We start from the raw sequence: 23,718 nt of genomic DNA, 5'->3' as shown, positions 1-23,718 counted from the left end.
ATTAAGCCTTAACCTTTTTTATTTCTTTAACGTACGCTTCAATGATATTTTTGGTTTTATAAGGTTCGTTAATATAGGGAACCCTAATACTGCTACCATAACTATAAATATCTAGCGTTCCGTAACCTAATTTATTTCCTAAAGGAGTCGTTACAATTTCTATATTTTCTATAGTATCTAAGTCGAGCTTATCAAGACTCTCGAAATGAAAACCTGTTTTAACAGCAATGCTTTGGTTGGATAACCCAACCTTTATAAATAGAACAGAAAATACTTCGGGAAATTCCTTTAAAATAGCTAATAAAGGTAAAACTAAAACACCAAAAAGAAAACTTGAATCAAAATTAGTAATGAAAATATGACCAAGAAAATTAACAAACCATGCAGTCAAAAACACACCTATGATTTGTAAAGTAAACAAAACCAACGCTTCGTAAAATTGTTTTTCATTTACTTCTAATATTTGATATTCAGAGTCAGCCCCTTCGATTGCCATAGTGAATAAGTCATTTTTATTTGGGATGTATTTCTCAACTAAAGATTTGATTTTTAAGATAAGCATCGAGAGTCCTATAACGCTGCATACTAGTGCAGATTTTGCCCATTTTGTTTATTGCAAAAAATGAGACAGTATTAGCTGTCGGATTTCATGTTTTTGTTATGAATTTGATTTACAGTTTGCTGACAAACTGTAAATCAGTAACGTTCACTTACTCTCGAATTTTTGCATAACTATTTGCGCCTTTTCTTTTACCTTTGAGTATCCATAGTTCTTTGGCATAAGAAGTATTATCACAGGGGCATCGATGTCTTTCAGATGCTCTAGCCTCGAATTTGTTATCACAGTGTTCACAATGAAACAGAGCAGTACAAAAAGGGTTACGCTGGAGGTACAGTTTGTCCTCTTTTGCTCTTTCTTCTAACATTTCTTCGAGTGATATTTCGCCCTCATCGTTAAATCCATCTTGTCCGACCCAGTGACAATGATTTTCTTGCCAGTCTGACATATCAAGCTTCCTTCTCTGAATCATCAGACACTAAACCGCATTTTTCTTGAGTAGATGGTTTTGGACTAACTTGGTCTGAATCTTCTTCAACGTCCCCTGTTAACAGCCACATTGTGTATTTTTTAAATTGCTCGTGCGAGACAATTTTCATTATTACATCGCCAGCTGGAATCCTTTTTCCCGATAGATATTGCTCTACAGCACCTAGGCTGACATCGATTTCTTCAGCAAAAACTTTTTGGCTCATGCCTTCTTCTCTAATTATTGCTTTTAGTCTTTTTTTAAAAAGCATTGACACACCCCACGTATGATTGGTATATTTTACCAATCGTATGATTGGTAATGCTGTGTTGCACCACAGCATTCATTAGTTAAACCTATAGAGGATACATCAAATGCCTAAGAAATCAGATACCCAAGAAAATTTAGTGATTAACATTCAGCCAGATATGTTGCCTATCACGTTAGAAGTCTACGCTCGCCGTACAGATCAATCACTTAGTGCCGTTCGTGCTCAAGCAACTCGCGGTGTCTTGCCTACTATGCAAGTGGGTAAAAGCAGCACCATTTATGTGAACCAAGCCCAAATGGTAATGAGTTCATTAGAAGCCGCTGGTTGGGATGTTCGCACTCCAAAAGACATCTACGCCTTGTAGATACAGACATTTCAAATTAGAGGTTTAAATATGTTGATCATCAACTTCATATCTAAGTACCGACAAGAATTGAGTTTAATAGCGCCTTCGGTCGTTCAACTGGTTCTTACTGGTTATCTTTTCTTTGCTGTCGCGACTGCGTAGTTTGATCATCTCAAATAGGGAAATTTGTTCAATGTTTGAAATTAATGATAGTAAACAAAGCGTAATTGACACGGCTTGTATCCGTTTTGCAGATATTGAAAACGTAGAGTCAATTGCAAGCGAATGTGGCATGCGCGGTCAGATGCTTCGTAACAAGTTAAACCCCAACCAACCCCACCAACTAACCGTTACAGAGTTAATCAAAATCACTAAGGCCACTGATAATCACGACATTATCAACAGTGCGATTTTAGAGATCGGATTAGTTGCTGTTCGCCTACCAAAGCAGGGCGAGTCAAAGCCGCTAACGCTAAGCGCAATGAGCGTTACAGCTGATCTAGGTGATATCAACCGTCACATCTTAGAAGCCGAATCAGACCGCCGCCTTACGCGCCATAAGAAAGACGCAATTGTTAGAAAGGCACAACAAGCTGTACGCGAATTGGTTTTTCTTATGTCAGACGTCGAAAACCGCTGCGGTGGTGCAGGGCCGTTCGTGTCCATGTGTGCAGATGCAGTAATGAATGGATTACCAATACCAGGTATGTAATAGGAGATAACAATGGATGAAGAAATAATTAAATGTTGTGAATGTGGTGATTTTATTGAATTGGACGAGCCAAGAGCTCTTCATGATTTGTGTAACAGCTGCCATGAAGCAGATGACCCAGAAGAGTTTGAAGAGTTCATGAACCGTTAATCGTGGGGATTATGTATGGAACAAACACAACACAAAGTATCTGCGGTTGAAGCCATCGCTCAAGTCCGCGCCATGTTTAACCGTAATCGTGTCGCCGTTATTTATAACAAACAAGGTGATGAAACAAAGCGCGTTATCTGTTTTGCAGCCGGAATGGAAGAGCGGGACATGAAATTTAAGTTTGAAAGGTTTAATCAAACTCAAAGAGCCTCGATCCATCAAGTCATAAAACGACTAGCACCAGCAATCAAGGAAATGGCTGGTTACTCATTAACTGAATTCAACAAGTAAGGGAATACCATGATTAAACCAAATCCAACAATAAACGATGTGATCAACGAGCTAATGTTTATTGCCATAGCCAAACCAGAAAAAGTGAGCGTATCTGTTCGCTATATTGGCCATGCAGATGCGCTCGAAGTTATCGTAATTGATAAAGCCTACTTTAACGGCATGAAAACCCCGAATACCTGGTCAGTGCACAAGCTCATTGATAAAACCATTTACCTCGATGGCTTAACTGCATTTAGGCAAATTACTTCTACATATAACGAACTAAGCAATTTAATTAAAGGCGAGGTGGCAGCATGAAACGTATTTTAGCCCCAGTTGAAAATGTGCGTTCGGCGCTGCACTCGCTTGGTATTGATGAAGACAAAGCCGATTGGATTATCGATTTGTTTGAATGCGTTGATGCTGGTCGTAGTGACGCACTTGCAATGCCTTGTTTTCATTTCAACCTTTACGCAACGCTAAAGCAAGAAGAGGTATTGATTACTGTATTTGCCTTTTGGCAAAGCGTGGTGACTTGTTCTGATACTAATTCAACTGAAGAGCAACTTGCCCTAGGCGCTATCCGCTCGGTGTACTTTATGGCACAAGGCTTCGGCTTAACCAAGTTAGTAGCCTGCATCGAATTGTGGTGGGAAAAAACACTCGATATCCACAATACAACAATCTGGATGGTCGCATGATGTATTTAGCAATAGAGCTGTGTCCAAATGGCGGCATGCGTGAACACCCTAAAACCCACGAACTGCGCACTGTCGAAATAGGTGAATGGGAAACCAAGCAAGATGCCATCGACAACGCTTGCCAACAGCTAGATTGTCGCCAGTTGTTTCGTGGTGTTATCGGACGACCAAAAGGCAAGGGCGGTTATGTCGTATTAAACGTGCAGGAATATGCCGAAGTATGAGTACGACTCAACCGCTCTCACTTTCTGGCCGTAATACAATTATTGAAATGATTGAAAGCGCGGAGGACTGCAGTAATAAGCCGGTCAGAATGCCCGCGCTAGGCAAAGAATTACCACAACCTGAAATGTCGCTAATCGAAAACGCGATGTTCCAGGCTAACCCCGATCTCGAAGACCATCAATGGCGCAAGCAGTTCTTTGGTGACATGCCGCATTACCTTAGCCGTTATTTTGCCGAGCGCTATATCAAAGCCTTTAAACGTAATGGCCGTCAATACGCCAATAAGTACTTAAGAAAAACCGTGGGAGCCAAGATTAACCCACGTTTAAAAAAAGTATTAGGGCAATATAACCAGCAGGTTAAATATCGTGATTCTTATACTCTCTGTAACGATTTGTTCCGTGAAAAACTACTCGCAGAAATGGATAAAAGCGAACTCAAAGTATTAGCGCAACAGTATGCTGATTTCTTTGCCGTACAACTCGATGAACAAGCTGCAGAGCAGGATGAAGCCCAAGACTACGATCAGTCTATTATCCAGGTCTTTTGTGGCCTACGTGAAATTAGCCGTAAATTTGGTTATACACCACCCTATGATAAACCCGAATCTGACTTAACAGCTGCAGAAGCTGAGTGTGGTATTTTACGCTTAACCTGCAATCGTGCCTGGGAAAGTAAATTAAAAGCCAAGCGTTCGATAATGCGCGAGCACCTAGCAATCGCAGTAGGCCAAGTACAAAAGTCAGCAAGCCCGTACTGTTCCCGTGACTGTCTGCACGAATGGAAGAACCAAAAACAACGTAACCGTGATTTCATCAAAGGCATGTCGGTCTTTGATGAAGACATGGACGAAGAGATAGCACTTACCGAGATGTTCTATAAATCCACGGGTAACCCAGCCATTCGCCGTTGCGAGCTTATGGTTCGGATGCGTGGTTACGAGAATATTGCCCAAGCTATGGGTTGCGAAGGACTTTTCCTTACCTTAACCGCACCATCCAAATATCACCACACCCGAAAAAGGGGCGGCTTTATCGATCACTGGATGGGTAACAGTCCCCGTGATGCACAGCGTTATTTATGTAGCGTTTGGGCTAAAATCCGCGCTCAGTTCAAACGTGATGATATTTCAGTATTTGGTATCAGAGTTGTAGAACCACATCACGACGGTACACCACATTGGCATTTACTGTTATTCATGCAGCCCCATGATGTAAAGCGGGCGAGTGAGGTATTCACGCATTACGCAGTACAAGAAGATTTTAAAGAGCTGTTTCCGTCAATAAACAAAAAAGAAATAGCAGTAGGGCCACCGAATTTACGCACTCGATGCGAGATTGTTGCTATCGATTCTGAACTGGGTTCTGCAACCGGCTACATTGCTAAATACATCAGTAAGAATATTGATGGTTATGCCATGGATGATGAAAAAGATGACGAGACAGGGCGCGACCAAAAAGAAATGTCGGCAAACGTTACTGCCTGGGCAAGTCGTTGGCGTATTCGTCAGTTTCAAGCGATAGGTGGGGCACCAGTCACTACGTATCGAGAGTTACGTCGTTATGCCAACAACGACGTAAACACATTCAAAAGCTACGTTGCTTTGCTCAATGCAAAACAACAATACAACCTATTTACCGAATTATTCCCAGACCAAAATGCTTACCTTATTGGTCCTCAATTAGATTTTCAGGGGCCACGTTTGAACTATGCTGCAATGACTCACTTACAGCGCTGGGAAGTGATCACTTGCAAATATAAAGCTGAGTTAAAAACAGAAACGGATAGCGCATCCACAGCAATGAAATGTGCCGACAAAGGTGACTTTGCAGGTTATGTCATGGCACAGGGGGGTCCATTCGTGAAACGTAAGAATTTACTTATTCGTAATGACTATGACGTTACAGAAATGGGTAATGAATACGGGGAATACGTTGGTAAGATCCAAGGCTTCAAAGTTACCGATGAAACACCAGTTAAGACTCGTCTACGCAACTGGGTAATCCAGCGCAAGTCTCAAGCATTTCTTGATAGTGAAGTGATCACCAGTAGCACCGCAGGTGCTGAGGGTTTAATGAGTCCCGAAGGGGCTTCTCGGAGTTCTGTCACTAACTGTACGCCCTCCAGACGCGACAGATTAAATACTGGAATTAAAGCACTTTTGAAAAGGCGCGGTATTCATTTAGATGATCACCTGGTCAATGTTATGGAAGAGGGCGCCCAAATCAGAGTTGATAAGGACCACATCGTGAAATTGAGGCAGGGCTATTACGCCGATAGTAAATATCACCCGCCCGAAGTGATAGATGTAACACCTGAAGAACCTAATATTTGGGATGGTTGGAACAGTCCTGAGACTGAAATTAAAGATACATCCGATTACATACCTGGTTGGGAAGACTGGGAAAGCTGGGATTGGGGGTGATTATGAACTCATTACAGGAACGTGCTAAAGATTTTGTCGTTATCGCGGCTGCACAGGATACATTGAGTGATAATACTGATGTTGTGCTGTTTTTATTGATGTTGATATCTGAAATACAAAACGAAGACGAAAGCTAGCGATACCAGGAACAACGACTATTGGGAATGTACTTTATGAACAGGCTGGATAAGGCCATCAAATGATTGTTGGCGCAAGTCTAGATGATTAATTATTAATAAATCATTATAACGGTGACTAAAATATCAATTTTTCACTGTGATTTTATCTTCTTTTAAGTCAGATTTTAATTTCCATTCAAACGTTATTATTGGACACTAATTTGATTCTGTTTCTATTTTTATATGAAATCCAAGTATTTACAAAGCGACAAATCAATTTGCTAATTAGTGCTATTAAATAAATATTTAGTAACTTTAACAGATCTAGATTGGCTTTCTTTGTAAATGTGAATTAATTTAAGTTATTGATTTATATTAATTTCATTATTACTTATACGGACCTGTATAAATAATTTCATTCTGTATATCTAAATAAGAGGGAATACCAACTCAATGCCAAATGTGATGTAATTCATTGTTATTAAATAATAATTTAATATAATATCATTTAACACTAGTAGTCTTTCAGGTATTATACGGAATTCCGTAAAATACACTGTTATGTCCAAAAGGAGTAATCATGCCAGAACCAATTACGACAGTCGGAATAGGAGCAATTGCAGCCTATTTAGGAAAGGATGGTCTGCAAAAATTGTTAGGCCCAACGGCAGATTATCTTGGTGGTGAGCTACAAGAGTTTACTAAGAAAAGAATCGAAAATGTTGGGAAAATATTCAGCAAAGCGGAAGAAAAACTAGGCGAAAATATTGATTCCCCGGGACACGTTCCTCCAAAAGTACTAAAGACAATCATTAACGAAGGCTCTTATTGTGATGATGAAGTCGCAGTAGACTATTTTGGAGGAATTCTTGCGTCATCCCGAACAGATCTTGGTAGAGATGATCGAGGAGCTAGAATAGCTAAGATACTTGATGGCATGTCTACGTATCAAATTCGTTCGCATTACGTGATCTACTCATTAATCAAGAAGGTCTTCTCTGAATCAGGTTATATGTACAACCAAGATGACAGGCACAAGATGCAACTATTCATCCCAATGAATATTTATATTGCCTCTATGCAATTTGATGAGAAGGAAATGCAACAATTCGGTGGCATTATAAATCATGCCTTATTTGGTTTGAACAGCGATGACTTAATTGAGGGCTTCCAGTATGGCCCCCTCGAACAAATCAAAAAGCATTTTGTGGACGCTAGCTCCGACGGAATTATTGTTGCTCCAAGCGCTTTTGGTGCTGAACTGTATTTATGGGGGCATGGTAAAGGCAATCAAGACCTGTCATATGCGCTCAATGCCAAAGAGCTAACAGATTTACAAGATGTGCCGCTGTACTTAGATGGCGTTTCAGCCACCGACAATGAACATAACAAATCAAGGCAGCAGGACGCCAGCGAAGCTGGCGCCTCTGCTTGAGGCGTTATGCATCAAGGATGGTTCAATGCTCGACGTTGATTCTCATAAAAAATATGGCGAGATATTAGAAGAAGCCGGAGAGCTTCTTGATAGTTATGTTATTCCTATTTTTTGTTTAGATAAGTTTGAACGTCCAGAAATGGAAGGAACGGGCTTTTTCCTTGAACACAATTTAAGAATATATTTTATCACTGCATCTCATGTTATAGATGTAATTCAATCTACAAATAGTCGCTTTGTTATCGCAATGAATACTGAAATGTTTTCACTGCCATTGTCGGGTTCCAAGAGAACCGTTAATACAGAAGATGAAGTCGCGGATAGTCAGTTTGATTTAGCTGCTATTCCAGTTAGTCCTAAATTTGATTATTACGAACAGTGCCTAAAATTAGCAATCCCACTCAATAAAACAACCTTGAGTAAGAGCTTTCTAAAAGTGGATATGCAAATATTACAGGGTTTTCCATCTTCCAAGAATAAAACGGCAAAGTGTCTTGATAATAACACTAAGCATTTTTCTGGTGGGCTATGGACTTATTCGTTTAATTTTAGTGATAATTGTGACTACCCAAGTTTTAATAAAATAAAAGGTTCACATTATCCAATACATTGGCCTAAAAAAGTACAAGGGCAAAAGATACAAGGAAAAGAAATACAACCACAAGGACAAATAGGTGTTCATCCTAGAGGTTGTAGCGGTGGCCCATATTGGTTTATTCCAGATAAAAGTAAAATTAATGAATTCTATTTAGCTGGTGTATTCATTGAATATTATGAACAATATGAAATAGCTTTCGTGACAAAAATTGAACATGTAATCGAATTGGTTGAGCAATTCGATGCATAACAACCTGTTAAACAAGGACAAAAAAAAGTTGGTTTTTACTCCTTCGTCGCTTATTTTAACCAACTATTTTATTGCCTGTTAACAGGGCGTCATGTGCAAAGGTGTTTAATTGAAATATAGTACTCAATCTATCCTCGAAAATGATATGTGCATTGATATGACTTGCATAAATAATAAGTTAAATTCGTATGATATAAAAAATTCAGCTATTGAGATTGAAGGTTATCTTGATGTTATTTCTGATGCCTATATCAAGCATGGAAGCTCTTCCATTGTTGAAAGCATCATACTTACAGAGTTTACTTCTCGAAAATCATTGATGAGCAATGAGGATTCTGTTCAAGTTTTAGATGCACTTAGGCATTCATTTAATAACTTCGTTACTGGAGGTATTAAAGATTTATATCACTTTCAAGAGAATGAAGAGTGGCATCCCAAGCTTATTATTAATGAAGTCATTGACGTTGAAGAAATCGAAACTGAAATAGATCCAATTAATATTTATCGAGGGTGTAGTAAAGAGGAACTAATCTCTGGTTGCTTTGAACAATCATGGTCGGTTGAAAAAAGCATTGCAGAAGAATTTGCATTTGAAAATTATAAACATCAACCATGGTTTTCAAGTTCCGATAGAATTGTTGTAAGGGCTACAATACCAAAACATGGAGTTTTCTTGACTCGGTTATGGCATTACGAAAAAGAGCTTGTCGTGAGTACAGCACTTCTTTCAAATATTGAGCAATGCACATAACAAGCCACTAAAGTAGGACTCGTAACAGTTGGCTCGGTTCCGCTTCGCTTCACAGTTTAGCCAACAATTACTCGCCTCTTAGTGGGGCGTTATGTTGCTCTACTTTCTTTTTATTTATTCACGTTGAGGCGTTAGAAACGATTTATGATTTTTGATCAATATGTTGGTTTTTTAGATGAGTTTTCAGTTAATGTTGAAGTTTTTACTACATCAGGTACTGCGGTTGGTAGTGGAAATCTATCAGTTAAAAAAAATCAAGCCCCTCAAGTTAATATTGATTTAAATACAGATATATCTAAATATGCAAAACAAAAAGTGTTTATTTGTAAGTCTGAAAAGTATCAGTACCAATTGCTAGAGTGTGAAGTATTTGATAATGCCATTTTTCCAAGTGTCTTTATTAGGGGAAAGGAAAAGCGAGCTAAATTTAAGAAAGTTTACCTTCTTCTCCAAGGACTATCACAATGGATGGATAGTAATGGAAGTTTTGAACTTACTGATAGTGAAATCATTAGAAAAAGAGACACTAGAACTTTTGATGCTGAAGTCAACTTGGGCGGTAAAAAGATTTCTTTAAGCAATGAACATTGGTGTGATACTAAGCATGTTAAAGATAATAATTACCAACTTAACCAATACTCACTTCTAAGAATCGAATCTAAGAACTCCTCTTGGTCTATTACTGAATTGATTGCAATAATTAGCGATATAAGGACATTCTTTACATTACTACTTGGTCATTCGATTGGTGTCGAGTATGTACTGGATACAACTACAAAAAACACTAAGCAGTCAATCTATTTTGTAAACGCTACAAGAGATACAAGCGAAGATATCTTGCCGAGAAAGTGCTTTGTTCCTTCCTCATTTTTATTCAAAGAAAATAAGTGGCAAGAATTATTACAAGGCTACTTCAGTAGTAACAATGAAAAATACAAAAATATTTGGGCTAGAATCTCTGGTATGCTTTCATATGAAGGGTTTTGGGAATATAGAATATTAGCATATGTTAGTTTGGTCGACCGATACGTAAGTATCTTCGCCAAGAATGAAGAAAAGTCTCTATCACTTGGGCTGTTTAAGAAATACCGACGAGTTGCACGAACTTCATTGGAAAAAGTGAAATCAGAATGCAGTCTAGGCGCTGAAGATAAGGAAAAATTCAATGCTGTTATTGACAGCATGTGCATTCAGGTTAATCAGAATATTCAAAATACATCTATTCCCTCATTTAATAAAAAATTCGATCTGAAAGTGTCTAGAACTAACCCAAATATCATTGAAGTGCTGGGATTCAAAGATGATGATTTTCGACACTTGAAGCAACTTAGAAATACTGTAGCACATGGAGATGAGCCTAAAATTCAAAATGAAGGTAATATTACATACGAAGTCACAGTTACCAATAAAATTGTTTTGCTACTCCGTTATTGGGCTTTTATTGATATGGGGTTCACGCATTCAGAGTTCATTGGTTTTTTAGGCAACTGGATGTATCCAATTACACAGCAAGCACAAATTAATAGAGTTTCGCTTGATATCGCTTCGGGAAAGTACTTATTTCTTAAGACAAATAAAACAAATTTTTTAAAAGCTAAAAAACATAATTTTAAATGTTTAATTTTAAATTATGTAAAATCAAGTGATACTTTTAGAGTTAATGATAAAGCGACTGAGCATGTTGGTGCTTGGCTCTTTAATCGAGATAAAACAACTCGATCTGTTGAAGAAGAACTTATGGCTTTTGTAGATACTACAAAAGTTAAAAATGTCGCATATTTGGGCATTTCTTATCTTAAATATAAAGATGAGTTACTTAACCTTTCTTCAGGAGCTTGTATTTTGAATTGCCCTGAATATATATCCTCACATGGACAAGTAAAAGACCGATTGAGAGTCTTTGATGATTTAAATTATACATGGCTTCCTTCCGAGTTTGAAAAGCGTATTGGGCTTGCGTAGCCTCGAACAATGCAACATAACAAGACAATTAAACGGAACTAAAACAGTGGGTTAAGTTTCGTTTCTCAACATTACAACCCACTATTTTAGTCCGCTTATTACGGCGTTAATCCCAATCTAACCACCCTTTCTGTAATGCGAGCATGTTTCTTGAAGCTAAGGCTTAACCCTTTTTTGTCTAAAGCGTGCGGGATTGGCTAATTGTGGGAGGGACTTCCACGCTTGGTTGTTTGGGTTATGTGGTATAGATGACTCTGATATTTACAAAATAGAAAGTTGTTGCTGCAACTCTTGGCGCTGTTCGGGCGCCAAACCTTTCATTAAACTAATGGCCATTTGCGTTGTGGTTTTAGCAGAAGGGCTTAACGTATGACTAAAACTAAGATTCATTACAAACGAATGACCACACTCCGCATTATTACAACTGCAATATAAATCGGTATAGCTATTCGAAATTCTATTCGTTTTTTGTATACGGCTTTTATCTCCGCACTCTGGGCAAACTACTCGCATAACATATCCACTCAATTCACATACTGACCTGTAAATTATACGATATTCAACTGTTGTTTTATACAGTTGTTTGTGATGCCCGCATAAGATGAATAGTTCTGGCTGTATTTCAAATGATTTCGCTCGCTTGTATTGCCAATGTTTGGATGCTAAGTGTAGCCATACACTAAACGCAGCGGCTAATATTGTTGATCAGTTATTGGTGGACCGAGTTAGACAAATGCCTATGGAAAGGCAGCGAGAGTTGTTTAGTTTGGTGTAATGTAATGTAATGGAAGAAGTTAGTTAGGCATATTGTCATGATTGTAATATGCCTATAATTTACTTATCGATAGTTAACGTCAGAAAATACAACGCTTGTTGTGTCTCCAAAGCCATTTTTCTTCAACCTATACCTTAAATTCCATAGTGCAACTTGTCTGTCTTGTACTTTGGGACCAATAACAATTTTTGATGACATATTTTTGAATAGGAACGGTGTTGTTTCGCAATAAAGTCGTCCAGGCTTTCGTTCGTCTAGCTTAACATCGTCTAAAGACATTGCTTGAATTACACGGACTTCTCTTTCTGTTGAATATTGTTCATCCTTATATAGATACATAACTTCTAACAAAGTGGCATATAATACGTAATAGATTTCATTTTTAGCCAATTCATTAAGTTTTGATAATTTATCCTCAATTTTCTTTAAGGGGATATTTAATTTTTCAATTGTTTCTAATTTATTTTTATCGTCATAGAAAACACGGAATAAAATAGGAGGTATATTTGGTTGAGTATTAAGGTTGTTTTTTTGTATGTTATCCGTATCTATTTGTTTTGCAAAGGTATCTAGGGTTTGCCGACTAGAAATTTCTTCTATACCACCGATTGGGAAAGTCGTGACAATACTAAAGCCGTCACCGTCATTACCATATGCGCGCCATAGGTCTAAACGGTCAGATGATTCAGTAAAAGAAAGTGAGTAGATAGATGGAGGCACTGAATTAATTGTGTTCGTTTCATTTGAAAAGATGGTATTTTCAAAAATATCATTTAAAAATACATTAGAGTTTTCTGAACTAGTACTTTTGACATTCATCAATGAACGTCCTTCAGCTGGGTCATTCATATAATCTACATTATACAGTCTTAGTACATTATTTTCTTTAGCTGTTTCCGGGATAATATTTTCAATAGCAGGCCACGAGGTAAAATGAGCTAGAGGAAACTTGTAAGTGTAAATATGACGTTCTTTGATAGCCCTAATTGTATCTTCTAATTCTAAGAAGTTGTCTTCTAATTCTAAGAAGTTGTCTTCTAATTTATCTAATTTATCTAATTTATTAAATAATTGGGCGATTAATTTATGCGGCATATGCAAAGCAGCCATAGCATGACCTTTACCTGCAGCTTTAGTAAATAAGATTATTGATTTTTTTCTGTCTTTAAGAATATCGTCATACCTATATATTATGGCAAGGTTATAAATGGCATCTAAATTATCTAAGGTGCTGGCTTGCTGTAATAAATCAACAGCTTGATCCATGTTTTTAATTACGCCATTACCATTTCTATACATTCCGGCAAGAGTATTCATGGCATTTGAATTACCTAACTTGACGGCTTGCTGGAATAACTTTACAGCTTTCTTTAGATCCTTTGAGATGCCGTCACCATTTTTATACATCACAGCAAGGTTATTTGTGGCATTTGAATTATTTAATTTGGCAGCTTGCTGGTACAGAGCGAATGCTTTGTCTAGATTCTGCTCAACACCCTTACCATCCTTATACATCATGGCGAGGTTATTTATGGCTTCGTCATAACCTAAGTCCATAGATTTTTGGTAAAACACGGCCGCCTGTTGTAAGTCTTGCTCGAAGTAATCCCCAGTTTGATACATCACAGCAAGATTATAAGCAGCTTTTGCATTACCTAGGTCCACTGATTTTTGGAGCAGAATGGCTGCTTTTTTCTTATTTTTTTCAATGTGTATGCCGTCATAATTCATTAAAGCAAGGTTATACGCTGCGGTTGGATGATTAGCATCAACGGATTGCTGTAATAATTGAGCTGATTTTTTCATGTCTAACGGTACACTATCTGATTTAAAGTACATTTCAGCCAGAGCGTAAGCTGCATTTCCATTACCCGCATCAGCAGCTTGTTGTAATAGCATAACTGCTTTTTCCGTGTCTTTTTTGACCCCATCACCATTTTTATACATAAAAGCAAGATTATTAATGGCAAATTTATAGCCTGCGTTAGCAGCTTCCTTAAATAACTCGGCTGCCTTTTCCTTATTTTTCTTGACGTCAGTACCGTTGTAGTAATTCATTGCAAGATCAAAAATTTCTTTTGCACTCATGTTACTGGTTCCATTACCACTCATTCTTTATATCATCCGATGTATAATTTTATTTCAATAGATTGAATTATATATTAAATGTGTTCGCGCACCAATAGGATTCACTCCTCTTCGCCTACCGCGTTTTCGCAATTTTTTCACGTTTTTGACACAGCTATGGACACGGAGATATTGCTCAAGCCTTATTAATAAAGGATCTCAACGATCATTTAAAGATCGCTAATGTCAAAGCTGTGACATTGTTTGTCACAAAATGACAGACCACTCAGGTTTATCTTAGCGATAAACATTAATTCGCCAGAATCAGTTAAGTGATGTTAATTTTATGAAATTTTTAACGAAAGGTTTAGAGCCTGAAGAACGAATTAATCTACTTTTGCAATTAACCAAAATTGGTAGTGAAAATATCAAAAATGCTTTAGTTGATCACTTAACTAAAGGCCTAGCAGAAAATGATGCAGCTATGTTGAATGATGTATCACAGCAGAATTTTAACCGAGCGTTGAAGCGGTTGAATGGTGTCGCTGGTGTTGTTGAACAAGTTAAAGAATTGGATTGGAATTAATAGATTGATCTTTTTAATGCAACGGATTGAAATGTAAGATATATTTATTATAACCTTGCTTTAGTTTAGCATTCTTAATTTTAATAGGTATTTTATAAATGAATAGTAAGCCTGATTTAACGGCTGTATTGGAAGATCATGAGCCAGAATTAACTGTCGCAAAACTTACACCAGATTGGTCTGAACTTGCACAAGTAAATATTGCAATTGCGATGGCTGCATTGCTGGTTACGGCATCTGCTGTAACTTTACCTATGATGGCGTCAGTTACTGGAGAAAGTCATAAGTATCTTAACGATATATTTTGGTTAGTTGGGCTCGGCTCTATTGTTACGTCTGCATTATTAATCGACTGGGTTTTAGATAGGTCTAACATCAATTTTAAACAACGTTTAACTTTAATGGGAGGGGGTTATCTAGCCTTTGCATTACTGATTTCATTTATTAGTGTCGCAGTAACAGCTCAGTTTTTTGCACTTCAAATGGGAGAGGGAGTACAAACGACAATTTTTAGTATTCCATTCTTATTTTTTTTCATTGGTGGAATTAGTGTGTTCTTTAAAGTTATGACAGAAGACGATCATTCTGTTGCCCTGTTTGGCATCTTGATCTCATTTACCTTGTCTTATCTATTTATTATATTTCCGTGTATATGGTCATAACAATCACTTAAGAGGACAAACAGCGCAATGTAGTATTTACTCATTGCGCTGTTTTTAAGACTATCATCCCCTTTAGTCATTTATGCTAAAGGGGATGACTACTTCCTTTAGTATTCTTACTCCCCCAAAACGCTCGGAACAATCGCATCAACCCCAACGTAGAAACCGCAATACCCACAATCACAAATTCAAAGTACCAGGGCGCGCCCTTATAACCCATAGCCTGCCAACCATCAGCCATATACGGCTGCAGCTGTGGCACAAAGTGGGCAATGAACAATCCCAAAAATACCGTAATAATGATTTCATCCATTATCGATTCGCGCCGGTTCTTCAACACCTGCAGATCATAATCAGCATCGTTACCTTCCTGGTTCGCTAACCGTTTAGCTTCCGCATCCAGCTTGGCCAGTTTAAGGTTACCTTCTGCAGTCGCAATCGATGCAGCCATTTCTGCTGCAATACGTTTACGCTCTCGATAGCTACCCGATAAATCCGCAATCGGTGCTGAAATAAAACTAAACAACGAAGTAAGCCAACTCATGATTTATTCCTCATAATAATATCTAAAAAGTGCTTCGGGTCTTTTGATACTGCCTTAGCTAGGGCATTAACCCCCGTTAAAATATGCGGAGCTACATAAGCCGCAATACCAATAATGCCAGTCTTTAACCCTTCATCTAATCCAAGCCAACGACAAAAACTGTCCGCAATATACGCAGACAAAATAGCCATTAGCACCGACATGAAATAATGAAAAAAGGTAATTCGGGTACCAGACATATACATTTGTGTTGCGGCGGCCAGTAACGACAACAAACACAGCTGCCCCCATTGCCTTATAAAAACAATCAGTTCTTCCATCAATCTTCACTCCTCGGGTTTAAGTCGGAATACGCTGGCTCTGCAAACTTAATATGCAGTGCAGCAGGTAAATACTCGTTAATTTCCAGCATGTCCTGCTGCATCGGAACCACTTCATTGTTGTAATAAGCCCGGGTGATTTTATCCAGGTCACCAAAGCCCGGACTATCACCCGATGTTTGCCCGCTTAACGCTTCCTGGGCGCGGTGCATACTCAACATATCGTTTAACGTCATCTTCTTAATGCGCTCAAATTCATCCTTGGTCGATATATCACCTACCGGAATAATCTTAATTGCCTTCTCCGCGTCAGCCTTACCACTGCGGTTATTAATAAATAAACTGCGGAAGTTACCCACACCGCGAGAATCTTTGATCGCAGCTTTCAAATCATTCTCATCATCGGTCGATAAATTGGGATCTGCCATCGAAAAGATAAACCCCATATGTGCGCCGTTCTTGTAATACTTACGACGGAACAGGGTGGCATCTTCGTTTAAAAGCGCAGACTGAATACCGCCATAATATTGGGGGATACCATAGATACCCTGATTCGGGTCGTATTCTTTAAGGTGAATAACTTCACCTTTTTTAAACCGCAGCACCTTGCCATTACTTAACCGCTGCGCATAAACACCAGGTGTTGATGTATAGCGCATCGATAACGCAGGTAAATGCCTTAACTTAATCACATTACCGAAGGTATTTTTAATTACCTGCAGGTACGCATTCGCCGCCCAACAATAATCAAATGCAAACTTCTTAAAGGTGCGCCGCGTTAATAGCGAATTAGGCTTAAACCACTTCAAGATCATATTGCGTTTAAAATATAAAATAGGGCCATGTTGGGCATTAACACGCAGCAATTTAATCAAGCCAGCTAAGCTAATTGGCGGTGAATATAGACCGTCCATATCAGCGTAAAGCCCGATGTATTCGGTCATGCGATTATCTAAACACGGCTCAGGGTCGCCAAAGCTAAACGTATCGATAGCTTTGTCTTTCACCTGTTCTGTCGTTGTACTTTTAGTTGAATTCATTATGCGGCATCTAATCCTATTGATGTTCTGGTGCTCGAGCTGTCACCAGATAATGGTTCGTAAATCATGGCGTGCATGATTGCCCAGGCAATATCAGCATGGCCTGTTGCTGCAGTGCGGTTGGTTGCGTAACTGATTTGGTCACCAACTACCTTTTTGCGAATATTAATAAAGCTGCTGGCAACCATCACCGAATTCTCATCGAACTCAAAACGCTTCTTACCAATGACATTAAGCGCCTTAATCACCATCTTGTTTTTGTTGTGCGGGTTGTAATGAATTGGCATCGCCAGCGGGAAGAATTTTTGTATTAACTCAAACACACCCAAGCCCATACCAGTGGTATCAACACCGATATGTACAACATGATATTTAAGGGTGAGTTCTTTAATTTCACTGGCCATGGTTTCAAAATCGTTACCACTGAGATTCAGTGATTCCAATAATCTAAATTTATCATCAGGGCCAAGCGGCAAACTCAAGACCACTACCGAGGCAATGTCTCGGGTTCGCGCAGGGTCAAAACCAATAACAACCGGCTTCATGGCATAAGGGCGTGACCAAGTCGGGTCAAAGTCAGTCCATTTTTTACTGTTACCCACACAGGCCATCAGTTGTTTAAGGCTAAATGCACTGTGAGCATCATCAATAAATTTGCACATAAAGAGGTTGTTAAACTCTTCGGTAGAATATTCATTTTCCAAAATGCTGATATCAATGCGGTCAAAGCCTTGTTTCACCACATCATAAACATTGAGCTTTTGACGCCAAATACCGTCATCACAAAGCAAGCCATCTTTTAAAGTCTTATGGCTAACATCAATGGCAAACTCGGGATCATTACAGGCTTTGGTTTTTCGGTACCAGCGACCATTCCACAAATCATAAGCTTCATGACTAGTCACCGACGGCGTACTGAAATAGGTAATACGAAAATCTTTATGGGTCGCCATTGCCTGGGCAAGACTGCGTAACTCTTTAAACTTCGGGATCCAAAACACTTCATCAATATACAAATCACCAGATGCCGATTGTGCAGTCCGGGCATTGGTTGATTTGAAATACAGTGTTGTCGTTTTGCCTTTGTTACGCATGGTCAGTGGCGAGCCGCTTAGCTCAATACCAAACTGCTCACGACATAAGGCAATAATATTGGCTTTGAATATCTCAGCCTGGTCCCGTGATGCTGAAATGAAAATCTTATTACGGCCATTCACCACCGCATCATAAAACGCTTCAAACGCAAAATAGAAGGTCGCGCCGATTTGGCGTGGTTTCAGAATAAAACGGCTACGGTAATCTTGATGTTCAAACCAGTGTAATTGGTGCGGGTAGAGCAGGTTGTCTTTGAGTTCGTCCAGCATTTCCTTGGTGATACTAGACACATCATTCTTAATTTTCTTCTGACGTTTCTTACTTTTACTGCTTCGCTCGCCTGTCTGTTCACTTTGGGGATCCGCAGCTGCAGGTGCATTACCGTATTTCTTCGTTATACCGGCACTGGGCAAGCGTGACTGATTCAATGCACATTGCTGTTTAGTCAGAAAATCCAGTTCTTTATAGTCCGCTTCACTTTTAACGTCGCGATCAGCCAATAACACAATACGTCGTGCAATCGCTGTCTCGGCATTAAGCGACGGGCACAGTTCATTCCAGCTGCCATCATCCGCCCAACGTCGTAATGACCTTGCACTTGGCATACCGTCAATTTCTGAAATCTCATCAAACGTCAGCCCACCAAAAACATAATGGTCACGCGCCGTTTTAATAATTTCGGGTGTATATCGGGGAGTCCTTGGTTTCATAACTGGCCTGTTAGTAAGAACAAGCGCCAAGTTTATAACCCTAAAACACGTAATTCTTTAAGAAGATTTCCGCGTTATTCCGCCATCGCCAAGATCGGAACTTAGCGGATTTAATGTGATGGATTAAGGTCTATTCTGCGGGCAAAATTGGTCTCACTTAGATTCACTTAGACATTAAACAGGAACCAACATGGCTCAGTTACGCACAATTCCACTTGCCATTGCCGCCATGGGGTTAACGGTCGATGGTCGCGAAATATCAGAAAAAGATATCGACGATATTGTCGCTACTTACAAGTATAAAAAGTACGGCGCTCGCATCAATTTAGACCACGAATGTAATTGGTCGGGTTGGGCGGCGAAGAACCTTAGCAACATCGATATTAAAGGTGGGATGTTAGGTGATGTGATCGGGTTAAGCACAGGTAAAAATGAAGACGGTATTAAAGTGTTATACGCCGTGTTATCGCCGAACGCATCATTTGTGCAACTAAACCAAGCTGACCAAGCCGTATATTTCAGTATCGAAATTGACCGAGATTTTATGGAGTCAGGGCAAACCTATTTAACAGGGTTGGCCGTGACGGATTATCCCGCCAGTACCTACACCGACCGCATTCACTTTAGTCAGCAAGACAAAGACAACACTAATCATACATCTTCAGATACTGACCTATTTAAGGTGTCATTAGCGTTAGATGAAGCGGGCAAACCCACCAAGAGCCTGTTTAAACAACTCTTTAATTTTAAAAAGGACAATGACGATATGACCCGCGAAGAACTTGCAGCAGCAATGGCCGACGCGCTCGGTGAACCATTGCTTAAATTTAGCCAAACGCTCGAAGCCAATACCCAAGCAACGCAAGACTTACTTGCTAAGCAAGGTACGACCACAGCACCGTTAGATGATGTGAATACGGGTACCGAAGCCGACATAAGTACAGATAAACCAACCGCTGAATTTTCGGCGCTTGATGGCAAGGTTGAAGGTTTGGTTGAACAAATTGCAGCACTGACTAAAACCGTGAACGATGCAATCAAAGATCCTGCGTCAACGACCACTGAAGGTGAAGAAGAACACCTTGGTGAGAATGGCAAGTACCACAACCTTCTTTAGCAATAGGAACCAAATTAATGAAGCTTAAAACAACACAAGTTTTTGCCGCGGTTGTGTCTGCATTAGCGGTCAATTACGGAGTCGCCTCTGTATCAGAACAGTTCAGTGTCGAGCCGTCGATTGAGCAGACGCTATATGACCAGGTATATCAAAGTGCAGAATTCTTACAGCGCATTGATACGCAAATGGTCGATGATTTAGTCGGCAGTTCAATTACGGCAGGTATCAGTGGCGGTGTCACTGGTCGTGCAGGCGTTGAAACGGATGAAACTAAAAGTCGTAGTACCAAAGACCCGCTGGGTTTAACTGACCGTGAATACCGTTGTTATGCGGTTGAATGCGATACCCATATTACGTGGCAGCGCATGGACATGTGGGCCAAGTTCCCAGACTTCCACAGTCGTTTTCGTGCTCACGTTCGTCAAGCCATTGCACTGGATATCATCAAGATTGGCTGGAACGGTACAAGCGCCGAGAAAGTAACGGATATCGCAGCATTCCCAATGATGGATGATGTGAATATCGGTTGGTTCCAGCTGGTTCGTCGAGACAATCCTGCCAATGTGTTTGCTAATGGTGAACAAAAAGACGGTGAAATTCGTATCGGCGCAGGCGGTGATTATGAAAACCTTGATCAAACCGTGCATGATTTACTGCAAGCGATTCCAGCCCATAAGCGCATTGGTTTAGTCACTATTATTGGTGATGAGCTGTTATCCAAAGAAAAGAACAAGCTCTATGCCAAGCAAGCGCATACCCCAAGTGAAAAAGACAAGATCGAGTTAGAGCAGATCATTGAAACATTCGGTGGTTTGAAAGCGTATAAGGTGCCGTTCTTCCCAGAGCGCGGCATCTTAATCACCTCGTTCGATAACCTTTGTCATTACGTGCAATCAGGTTCAACGCGCACCTCGATTGAAAACAACGCCAAGAAGAAACGTGTCGAAGATTACCAATCACGTAACGATTGTTACTACATCAACGACATGGAAAAGATTGCCTTCTTTGAAGCGGACAGCATAAAGCTGGATAAGGTCAAAGACCCTGCAGTAGCAGCCGCTGACTTTGATGCGGATAACCCCGCACACTGGGTTTGGTCTTAGTCGGTTTTGAGTCAGTAATTTGAATCAGCAGAATTGAATGAAGCACTGGCTTATTACGGTAAGCCAGTCATTTACCAAACAGAGAGTTTTTTGAAATGAGCATAGTCAAACGAAATCAGCGTAAAACCCATGCCTCTATTATCGGTGTGGACCTAGCAAGTGGTCCTGATCAATCGGTCACTTCGACAGTGAAAAATGGCAAGGTTGTCGCAACTGAACCAAGCCGTGCCCAAGGCATCATGGAAGAGTTTGATTTTTTCAAAGTGGCAATGGAATCTGACCTTACTCAACTTAAAAAGTTTTCCCACATGGAAGACAAGCTTGAATACAAAGCCAAGGCCATTGAGAACCATCTATACCTGGATTATTTACGCCGCTATCAAGCGCAAGGTACAGACCACCAGAACATGGTGCTGGCTTGGGTGGTGATTTGGCTTGTTGACCTTGGCCACTGGAAAACCGCCTTTGATTTTGTTCCCTTGTTAGTGACGCAAAACCAACGTTTACCAGGGCGCTTTAGTACCCAAGATTGGCCGACCTTTTTGATAGACCAACTCTATGACGAAGGCGCTAAACACTTAAGCCAAGGTCGTGACGCCGTAGAGCGAAGCCAAGTGATTAACTTATTCACCCAGTTTATTCATTTGCTCGACACGCACCAGTGGCGGTTAAGTGAATTGATAGGCGGCAAGTTATACGCCATGGCTGCAAAGCTAGAACAAAGCGTATTTAACCTGGGCAATGCCTATACCTACGGCACCAAAGCAACCGCGTTAAACGACAAAGCGGGCGTTAAAAAGATGGTCAGAGAAATCGCCAACACCATTGGTAAAGAAACCGACCTTTAGTTTATTGGCAGTCTTTGTAAAAAGAATTGTAACAACTCTCGCGCCACCGGCTCGGCTGCGTTGGACTTATTCACAGTAGTGAAATGGGCTCCTTATCGCAGTGGCCAGAGCCGACCTATTAGAAGTGAGTGAAAGATGAATTTAGCAGGCATGCCACACGCAGAAGTAAGCAATGAAAATGTAGTCAACAACGGCTTTTATCCCGAACTGGGCACTGCTGAATTTATCACTGATTACGCGATAGCGACGGAGTACGCCAACAACATCGAACAGGTTAAACGCACATTAGTACTGGTCATGCTCGATGTTAATCAGGCACTGGCAAGGTATCGCTCACGTCATTGGCAACAGGTCGAACAATTACAAGATGTGAGCGTTGACGAGATTGATGGCGTAAATGCATTAATCCTCATGTATCAACGGGCAGTGTATTGCCGCGCTAAGGCCAAGTTGTTAATCAGTCGTCTAGGTGAAACGCATCGCGACCAACGCGCCGCACAGCAAGTGATGGCCAGTGACAATCAAGAATACTGGCTACAAGAAAGTGACATGGCCTTACGTCAAATGATGAAGGTAACGCGTTCAGGTGTTGAATTGATATGAGCCAAAGTAAATTACAGCGTTTAGTGCAGTACCTGGTATCGGCCACTTATAAGGGACGACATTTAGCCAGGGCTGGCGAGTTTGATAGTTGGATTGAAGGCGGACGTATTGAACACGCCAGTAAACGAATAAACGGAACAGGATTGCTCGCCGCGCGTTTTTATTACAGTGGTGTGATCAGCATTAACCCATGCAATGCGCCTGTTGAATTGATCGCAACCTATGTGAGTTTCTGGTTAATGACAAATGCAGAAAAAGACGACAGCCATGATGTGGAATTTAGCCTGGATATTAATGATGACAACAGCGCTGAAATCGAATTAACAATCGAGCGGTTCGCAGAAGATGTGATGCTAGTTGAAGACATGAACGGGCCGTTTGAATTGGAGTTTCAAGGCGAAACCAAGCGTTTTGATTTTGGTGAACAGAGTCTTTGGATTGCAGCGTCATTTGAGTTAGATGCAGAGAGTGTAACGGGGTAGAAAATGCTTAGTCTTGGTATCTCCACTGATAACGCGTTAAAACAATTAGACCTGTTAACACTCGATGCCAATAAGCGTCGCCGTATTTTACGCGGAGCAGGTCGACAAGTTAGGCGAGATACCAAAGCCCGATTAAAAGGGCAGAAAGGGTTATCCGGTACCAATTGGCAAGGCCGCAGTGATGGTCGTAAAAAACGCATGTTAAAGCGACTAGGTAAAGGTATCCAGGTACACACCACACCCAATAACGCGACGGTTACCTTTGGTAATAAACGGTTAGGACAAATAGCCAGAGCCCATCAAGAAGGGCTCACATTAACGCAAACGGCTCAGCAGGCAGCAAAAGCCTATGGCACACCTGATTACAATGCCAAGGCATCACGCAGGCAAGCGAAATCACTGCGTGACAGTGGTTATAAGGTCAGAAAGAAGCGCGGTAAAGGCTGGAAAGCACCGTCGCTAAAATGGATAACCGAGAATATATCCGTGGGACAAGCTGGTTTGATACTGCGTATTTTACG

Annotated in this window: 30 protein-coding genes; 21 read left to right on the top strand and 9 right to left on the bottom strand. The window is 40.2% G+C overall.

All coding sequences use genetic code 11. The annotated features are described in order from the left end of the window. Position 1: 1 nt before the first annotated feature. The 3 genes from AKG98_RS06840 to AKG98_RS06830 form a co-directional block, all read right to left on the bottom strand. A complete protein-coding gene (locus AKG98_RS06840) occupies positions 2-562 on the bottom strand; it encodes a PH domain-containing protein (protein WP_067043337.1) in 561 nt (186 codons plus the stop codon). A 148-nt stretch (positions 563-710) separates the two neighbouring features. Continuing rightward, positions 711-1,007, bottom strand: a complete 297-nt coding sequence (locus AKG98_RS06835; protein WP_067043334.1) for a hypothetical protein — start codon at positions 1,005-1,007, stop codon at positions 711-713. 1 nt (position 1,008) lies between these two features. Beyond that, positions 1,009-1,299, bottom strand: coding sequence for a helix-turn-helix transcriptional regulator (locus AKG98_RS06830; RefSeq protein WP_067043332.1), 291 nt, complete (start codon positions 1,297-1,299; stop codon positions 1,009-1,011). A 103-nt stretch (positions 1,300-1,402) separates the two neighbouring features. Here AKG98_RS06830 and AKG98_RS06825 point away from each other — a divergent pair, with 103 nt between their 5' ends. The 13 genes from AKG98_RS06825 (at position 1,403) to AKG98_RS06775 (ending at position 11,245) form a co-directional block, all read left to right on the top strand. Then, the gene (locus AKG98_RS06825) at positions 1,403-1,663 is read left to right on the top strand and encodes a hypothetical protein (protein WP_045110243.1); all 261 of its coding nucleotides are present in this window, start codon (positions 1,403-1,405) and stop codon (positions 1,661-1,663) included. A 175-nt stretch (positions 1,664-1,838) separates the two neighbouring features. Beyond that, positions 1,839-2,357: a phage regulatory CII family protein gene (locus tag AKG98_RS06820; protein ID WP_067043329.1), complete on the top strand. Its 519-nt coding sequence runs from the start codon at positions 1,839-1,841 to the stop codon at positions 2,355-2,357. A gap of 12 nt (positions 2,358-2,369) precedes the next feature. Continuing rightward, positions 2,370-2,507, top strand: a complete 138-nt coding sequence (locus AKG98_RS22185) for a hypothetical protein (RefSeq protein WP_157534083.1) — start codon at positions 2,370-2,372, stop codon at positions 2,505-2,507. Between the two features lie 15 nt (positions 2,508-2,522). Further along, a complete protein-coding gene (locus AKG98_RS06815) occupies positions 2,523-2,798 on the top strand; it encodes a hypothetical protein (protein ID WP_067043326.1) in 276 nt (91 codons plus the stop codon). 9 nt (positions 2,799-2,807) lie between these two features. Then, complete coding sequence (locus tag AKG98_RS06810) at positions 2,808-3,098, top strand: hypothetical protein (RefSeq protein WP_067043323.1); 291 nt, start codon at positions 2,808-2,810, stop codon at positions 3,096-3,098. Then, complete coding sequence (locus AKG98_RS06805; protein WP_067043320.1) at positions 3,095-3,481, top strand: hypothetical protein; 387 nt, start codon at positions 3,095-3,097, stop codon at positions 3,479-3,481. The genes AKG98_RS06810 and AKG98_RS06805 overlap by 4 nt, the downstream gene beginning before the upstream one ends. After that, complete coding sequence (locus tag AKG98_RS06800; protein WP_067043317.1) at positions 3,478-3,705, top strand: hypothetical protein; 228 nt, start codon at positions 3,478-3,480, stop codon at positions 3,703-3,705. Before AKG98_RS06805 ends, AKG98_RS06800 begins: the two co-directional genes overlap by 4 nt. Continuing rightward, on the top strand, positions 3,702-6,131 hold the full coding sequence (locus tag AKG98_RS06795; protein WP_067043315.1) for a replication endonuclease: 2,430 nt from the start codon (positions 3,702-3,704) through the stop codon (positions 6,129-6,131). Before AKG98_RS06800 ends, AKG98_RS06795 begins: the two co-directional genes overlap by 4 nt. 2 nt (positions 6,132-6,133) lie before the next feature. Further along, positions 6,134-6,268, top strand: a complete 135-nt coding sequence (locus AKG98_RS22860) for a hypothetical protein (protein ID WP_255358617.1) — start codon at positions 6,134-6,136, stop codon at positions 6,266-6,268. Positions 6,269-6,830: 562 nt separating this feature from the next. Beyond that, complete coding sequence (locus tag AKG98_RS06790) at positions 6,831-7,685, top strand: hypothetical protein (protein ID WP_067043312.1); 855 nt, start codon at positions 6,831-6,833, stop codon at positions 7,683-7,685. A 25-nt stretch (positions 7,686-7,710) separates the two neighbouring features. Further along, positions 7,711-8,532 carry a hypothetical protein gene (locus tag AKG98_RS06785; RefSeq protein WP_067043309.1) on the top strand — a complete coding sequence of 274 codons (822 nt, stop codon included), beginning with the start codon at positions 7,711-7,713 and terminating at the stop codon, positions 8,530-8,532. Positions 8,533-8,641: 109 nt separating this feature from the next. Further along, positions 8,642-9,283: a hypothetical protein gene (locus AKG98_RS06780; protein WP_067043307.1), complete on the top strand. Its 642-nt coding sequence runs from the start codon at positions 8,642-8,644 to the stop codon at positions 9,281-9,283. Positions 9,284-9,427: 144 nt separating this feature from the next. Then, positions 9,428-11,245: a HEPN domain-containing protein gene (locus AKG98_RS06775; protein WP_067043303.1), complete on the top strand. Its 1,818-nt coding sequence runs from the start codon at positions 9,428-9,430 to the stop codon at positions 11,243-11,245. A gap of 261 nt (positions 11,246-11,506) precedes the next feature. Here the strand turns inward: AKG98_RS06775 and AKG98_RS06770 are convergent, their stop codons facing one another. Both AKG98_RS06770 and AKG98_RS06765 read right to left on the bottom strand, forming a co-directional pair. Then, entirely contained in the window at positions 11,507-11,758 is a 252-nt protein-coding gene (locus AKG98_RS06770) for an ogr/Delta-like zinc finger family protein (protein ID WP_067043299.1), read from the bottom strand. 325 nt (positions 11,759-12,083) lie between these two features. Further along, positions 12,084-14,108: a DUF2971 domain-containing protein gene (locus AKG98_RS06765; protein WP_067043296.1), complete on the bottom strand. Its 2,025-nt coding sequence runs from the start codon at positions 14,106-14,108 to the stop codon at positions 12,084-12,086. Between the two features lie 325 nt (positions 14,109-14,433). On the opposite strand from AKG98_RS06765, the gene AKG98_RS06760 reads away from it, so the two are divergent. Continuing rightward, a complete protein-coding gene (locus AKG98_RS06760) occupies positions 14,434-14,673 on the top strand; it encodes a PapB/FocB family fimbrial expression transcriptional regulator (protein ID WP_067043293.1) in 240 nt (79 codons plus the stop codon). 98 nt (positions 14,674-14,771) lie between these two features. Next, complete coding sequence (locus AKG98_RS06755; protein WP_067043290.1) at positions 14,772-15,335, top strand: hypothetical protein; 564 nt, start codon at positions 14,772-14,774, stop codon at positions 15,333-15,335. Positions 15,336-15,420: 85 nt separating this feature from the next. On the opposite strand, the gene AKG98_RS06750 is transcribed toward AKG98_RS06755, so the two are convergent. From AKG98_RS06750 to AKG98_RS06735, 4 genes are read right to left on the bottom strand one after another with little or no spacing between them, the layout of a single operon-like run. After that, positions 15,421-15,879 (bottom strand): hypothetical protein, encoded by a 459-nt coding sequence (locus AKG98_RS06750; RefSeq protein WP_067043287.1) that lies wholly within the window; start codon positions 15,877-15,879, stop codon positions 15,421-15,423. Beyond that, the gene (locus AKG98_RS06745; RefSeq protein WP_067043284.1) at positions 15,876-16,199 is read right to left on the bottom strand and encodes a hypothetical protein; all 324 of its coding nucleotides are present in this window, start codon (positions 16,197-16,199) and stop codon (positions 15,876-15,878) included. The genes AKG98_RS06750 and AKG98_RS06745 overlap by 4 nt, the downstream gene beginning before the upstream one ends. Further along, positions 16,199-17,239 carry a phage portal protein gene (locus AKG98_RS06740; RefSeq protein WP_067043281.1) on the bottom strand — a complete coding sequence of 347 codons (1,041 nt, stop codon included), beginning with the start codon at positions 17,237-17,239 and terminating at the stop codon, positions 16,199-16,201. Before AKG98_RS06740 ends, AKG98_RS06745 begins: the two co-directional genes overlap by 1 nt. Beyond that, the gene (locus AKG98_RS06735) at positions 17,239-19,044 is read right to left on the bottom strand and encodes a terminase large subunit domain-containing protein (RefSeq protein ID WP_067043279.1); all 1,806 of its coding nucleotides are present in this window, start codon (positions 19,042-19,044) and stop codon (positions 17,239-17,241) included. Before AKG98_RS06735 ends, AKG98_RS06740 begins: the two co-directional genes overlap by 1 nt. Positions 19,045-19,234: 190 nt before the next feature. On the opposite strand from AKG98_RS06735, the gene AKG98_RS06730 reads away from it, so the two are divergent. From AKG98_RS06730 to AKG98_RS06705, 6 genes are all read left to right on the top strand, one after another. Continuing rightward, positions 19,235-20,161, top strand: coding sequence for a GPO family capsid scaffolding protein (locus tag AKG98_RS06730; protein WP_067043276.1), 927 nt, complete (start codon positions 19,235-19,237; stop codon positions 20,159-20,161). Positions 20,162-20,178: 17 nt separating this feature from the next. After that, positions 20,179-21,264 (top strand): phage major capsid protein, P2 family, encoded by a 1,086-nt coding sequence (locus tag AKG98_RS06725; protein ID WP_067043274.1) that lies wholly within the window; start codon positions 20,179-20,181, stop codon positions 21,262-21,264. A gap of 95 nt (positions 21,265-21,359) precedes the next feature. Then, entirely contained in the window at positions 21,360-22,112 is a 753-nt protein-coding gene (gene gpM, locus AKG98_RS06720) for a phage terminase small subunit (protein WP_067043271.1), read from the top strand. 135 nt (positions 22,113-22,247) lie between these two features. After that, the gene (locus AKG98_RS06715; RefSeq protein ID WP_067043268.1) at positions 22,248-22,715 is read left to right on the top strand and encodes a head completion/stabilization protein; all 468 of its coding nucleotides are present in this window, start codon (positions 22,248-22,250) and stop codon (positions 22,713-22,715) included. Beyond that, positions 22,712-23,197, top strand: a complete 486-nt coding sequence (locus AKG98_RS06710) for a phage tail protein (protein WP_067043265.1) — start codon at positions 22,712-22,714, stop codon at positions 23,195-23,197. The genes AKG98_RS06715 and AKG98_RS06710 overlap by 4 nt, the downstream gene beginning before the upstream one ends. A 3-nt stretch (positions 23,198-23,200) precedes the next feature. Further along, the coding region (locus AKG98_RS06705; RefSeq protein WP_067043262.1) for a phage virion morphogenesis protein at positions 23,201-23,718 on the top strand (518 nt) is incomplete at its 3' end.

Origin of the sequence: Moritella sp. JT01 (genome assembly GCF_001574435.1) — a bacterium.
Classification (GTDB): Bacteria; Pseudomonadota; Gammaproteobacteria; order Enterobacterales; family Moritellaceae; genus Moritella.
The sequence above is the reverse complement of the archived record's forward strand: the minus strand, read 5'-3'. Positions and strand labels throughout refer to the sequence as shown.

Bases quoted from the DNA above. Each gene is read 5' to 3' on its own strand.
- AKG98_RS06840 (WP_067043337.1), bottom strand. From the start codon at position 562: ATGCTTATCTTAAAAATCAAATCTTTAGTTGAGAAATACATCCCAAAT.
- AKG98_RS06835 (WP_067043334.1), bottom strand. From the start codon at position 1,007: ATGTCAGACTGGCAAGAAAATCATTGTCACTGGGTCGGACAAGATGGA.
- AKG98_RS06830 (WP_067043332.1), bottom strand. From the start codon at position 1,299: ATGCTTTTTAAAAAAAGACTAAAAGCAATAATTAGAGAAGAAGGCATG.
- AKG98_RS06825 (WP_045110243.1), top strand. From the start codon at position 1,403: ATGCCTAAGAAATCAGATACCCAAGAAAATTTAGTGATTAACATTCAG.
- AKG98_RS06820 (WP_067043329.1), top strand. From the start codon at position 1,839: ATGTTTGAAATTAATGATAGTAAACAAAGCGTAATTGACACGGCTTGT.
- AKG98_RS22185 (WP_157534083.1), top strand. From the start codon at position 2,370: ATGGATGAAGAAATAATTAAATGTTGTGAATGTGGTGATTTTATTGAA.
- AKG98_RS06815 (WP_067043326.1), top strand. From the start codon at position 2,523: ATGGAACAAACACAACACAAAGTATCTGCGGTTGAAGCCATCGCTCAA.
- AKG98_RS06810 (WP_067043323.1), top strand. From the start codon at position 2,808: ATGATTAAACCAAATCCAACAATAAACGATGTGATCAACGAGCTAATG.
- AKG98_RS06805 (WP_067043320.1), top strand. From the start codon at position 3,095: ATGAAACGTATTTTAGCCCCAGTTGAAAATGTGCGTTCGGCGCTGCAC.
- AKG98_RS06800 (WP_067043317.1), top strand. From the start codon at position 3,478: ATGATGTATTTAGCAATAGAGCTGTGTCCAAATGGCGGCATGCGTGAA.
- AKG98_RS06795 (WP_067043315.1), top strand. From the start codon at position 3,702: ATGAGTACGACTCAACCGCTCTCACTTTCTGGCCGTAATACAATTATT.
- AKG98_RS22860 (WP_255358617.1), top strand. From the start codon at position 6,134: ATGAACTCATTACAGGAACGTGCTAAAGATTTTGTCGTTATCGCGGCT.
- AKG98_RS06790 (WP_067043312.1), top strand. From the start codon at position 6,831: ATGCCAGAACCAATTACGACAGTCGGAATAGGAGCAATTGCAGCCTAT.
- AKG98_RS06785 (WP_067043309.1), top strand. From the start codon at position 7,711: ATGCTCGACGTTGATTCTCATAAAAAATATGGCGAGATATTAGAAGAA.
- AKG98_RS06775 (WP_067043303.1), top strand. From the start codon at position 9,428: ATGATTTTTGATCAATATGTTGGTTTTTTAGATGAGTTTTCAGTTAAT.
- AKG98_RS06770 (WP_067043299.1), bottom strand. From the start codon at position 11,758: ATGCGAGTAGTTTGCCCAGAGTGCGGAGATAAAAGCCGTATACAAAAA.
- AKG98_RS06765 (WP_067043296.1), bottom strand. From the start codon at position 14,108: ATGAGTGCAAAAGAAATTTTTGATCTTGCAATGAATTACTACAACGGT.
- AKG98_RS06760 (WP_067043293.1), top strand. From the start codon at position 14,434: ATGAAATTTTTAACGAAAGGTTTAGAGCCTGAAGAACGAATTAATCTA.
- AKG98_RS06755 (WP_067043290.1), top strand. From the start codon at position 14,772: ATGAATAGTAAGCCTGATTTAACGGCTGTATTGGAAGATCATGAGCCA.
- AKG98_RS06750 (WP_067043287.1), bottom strand. From the start codon at position 15,879: ATGAGTTGGCTTACTTCGTTGTTTAGTTTTATTTCAGCACCGATTGCG.
- AKG98_RS06745 (WP_067043284.1), bottom strand. From the start codon at position 16,199: ATGGAAGAACTGATTGTTTTTATAAGGCAATGGGGGCAGCTGTGTTTG.
- AKG98_RS06740 (WP_067043281.1), bottom strand. From the start codon at position 17,239: ATGAATTCAACTAAAAGTACAACGACAGAACAGGTGAAAGACAAAGCT.
- AKG98_RS06735 (WP_067043279.1), bottom strand. From the start codon at position 19,044: ATGAAACCAAGGACTCCCCGATATACACCCGAAATTATTAAAACGGCG.
- AKG98_RS06730 (WP_067043276.1), top strand. From the start codon at position 19,235: ATGGCTCAGTTACGCACAATTCCACTTGCCATTGCCGCCATGGGGTTA.
- AKG98_RS06725 (WP_067043274.1), top strand. From the start codon at position 20,179: ATGAAGCTTAAAACAACACAAGTTTTTGCCGCGGTTGTGTCTGCATTA.
- gpM (WP_067043271.1), top strand. From the start codon at position 21,360: ATGAGCATAGTCAAACGAAATCAGCGTAAAACCCATGCCTCTATTATC.
- AKG98_RS06715 (WP_067043268.1), top strand. From the start codon at position 22,248: ATGAATTTAGCAGGCATGCCACACGCAGAAGTAAGCAATGAAAATGTA.
- AKG98_RS06710 (WP_067043265.1), top strand. From the start codon at position 22,712: ATGAGCCAAAGTAAATTACAGCGTTTAGTGCAGTACCTGGTATCGGCC.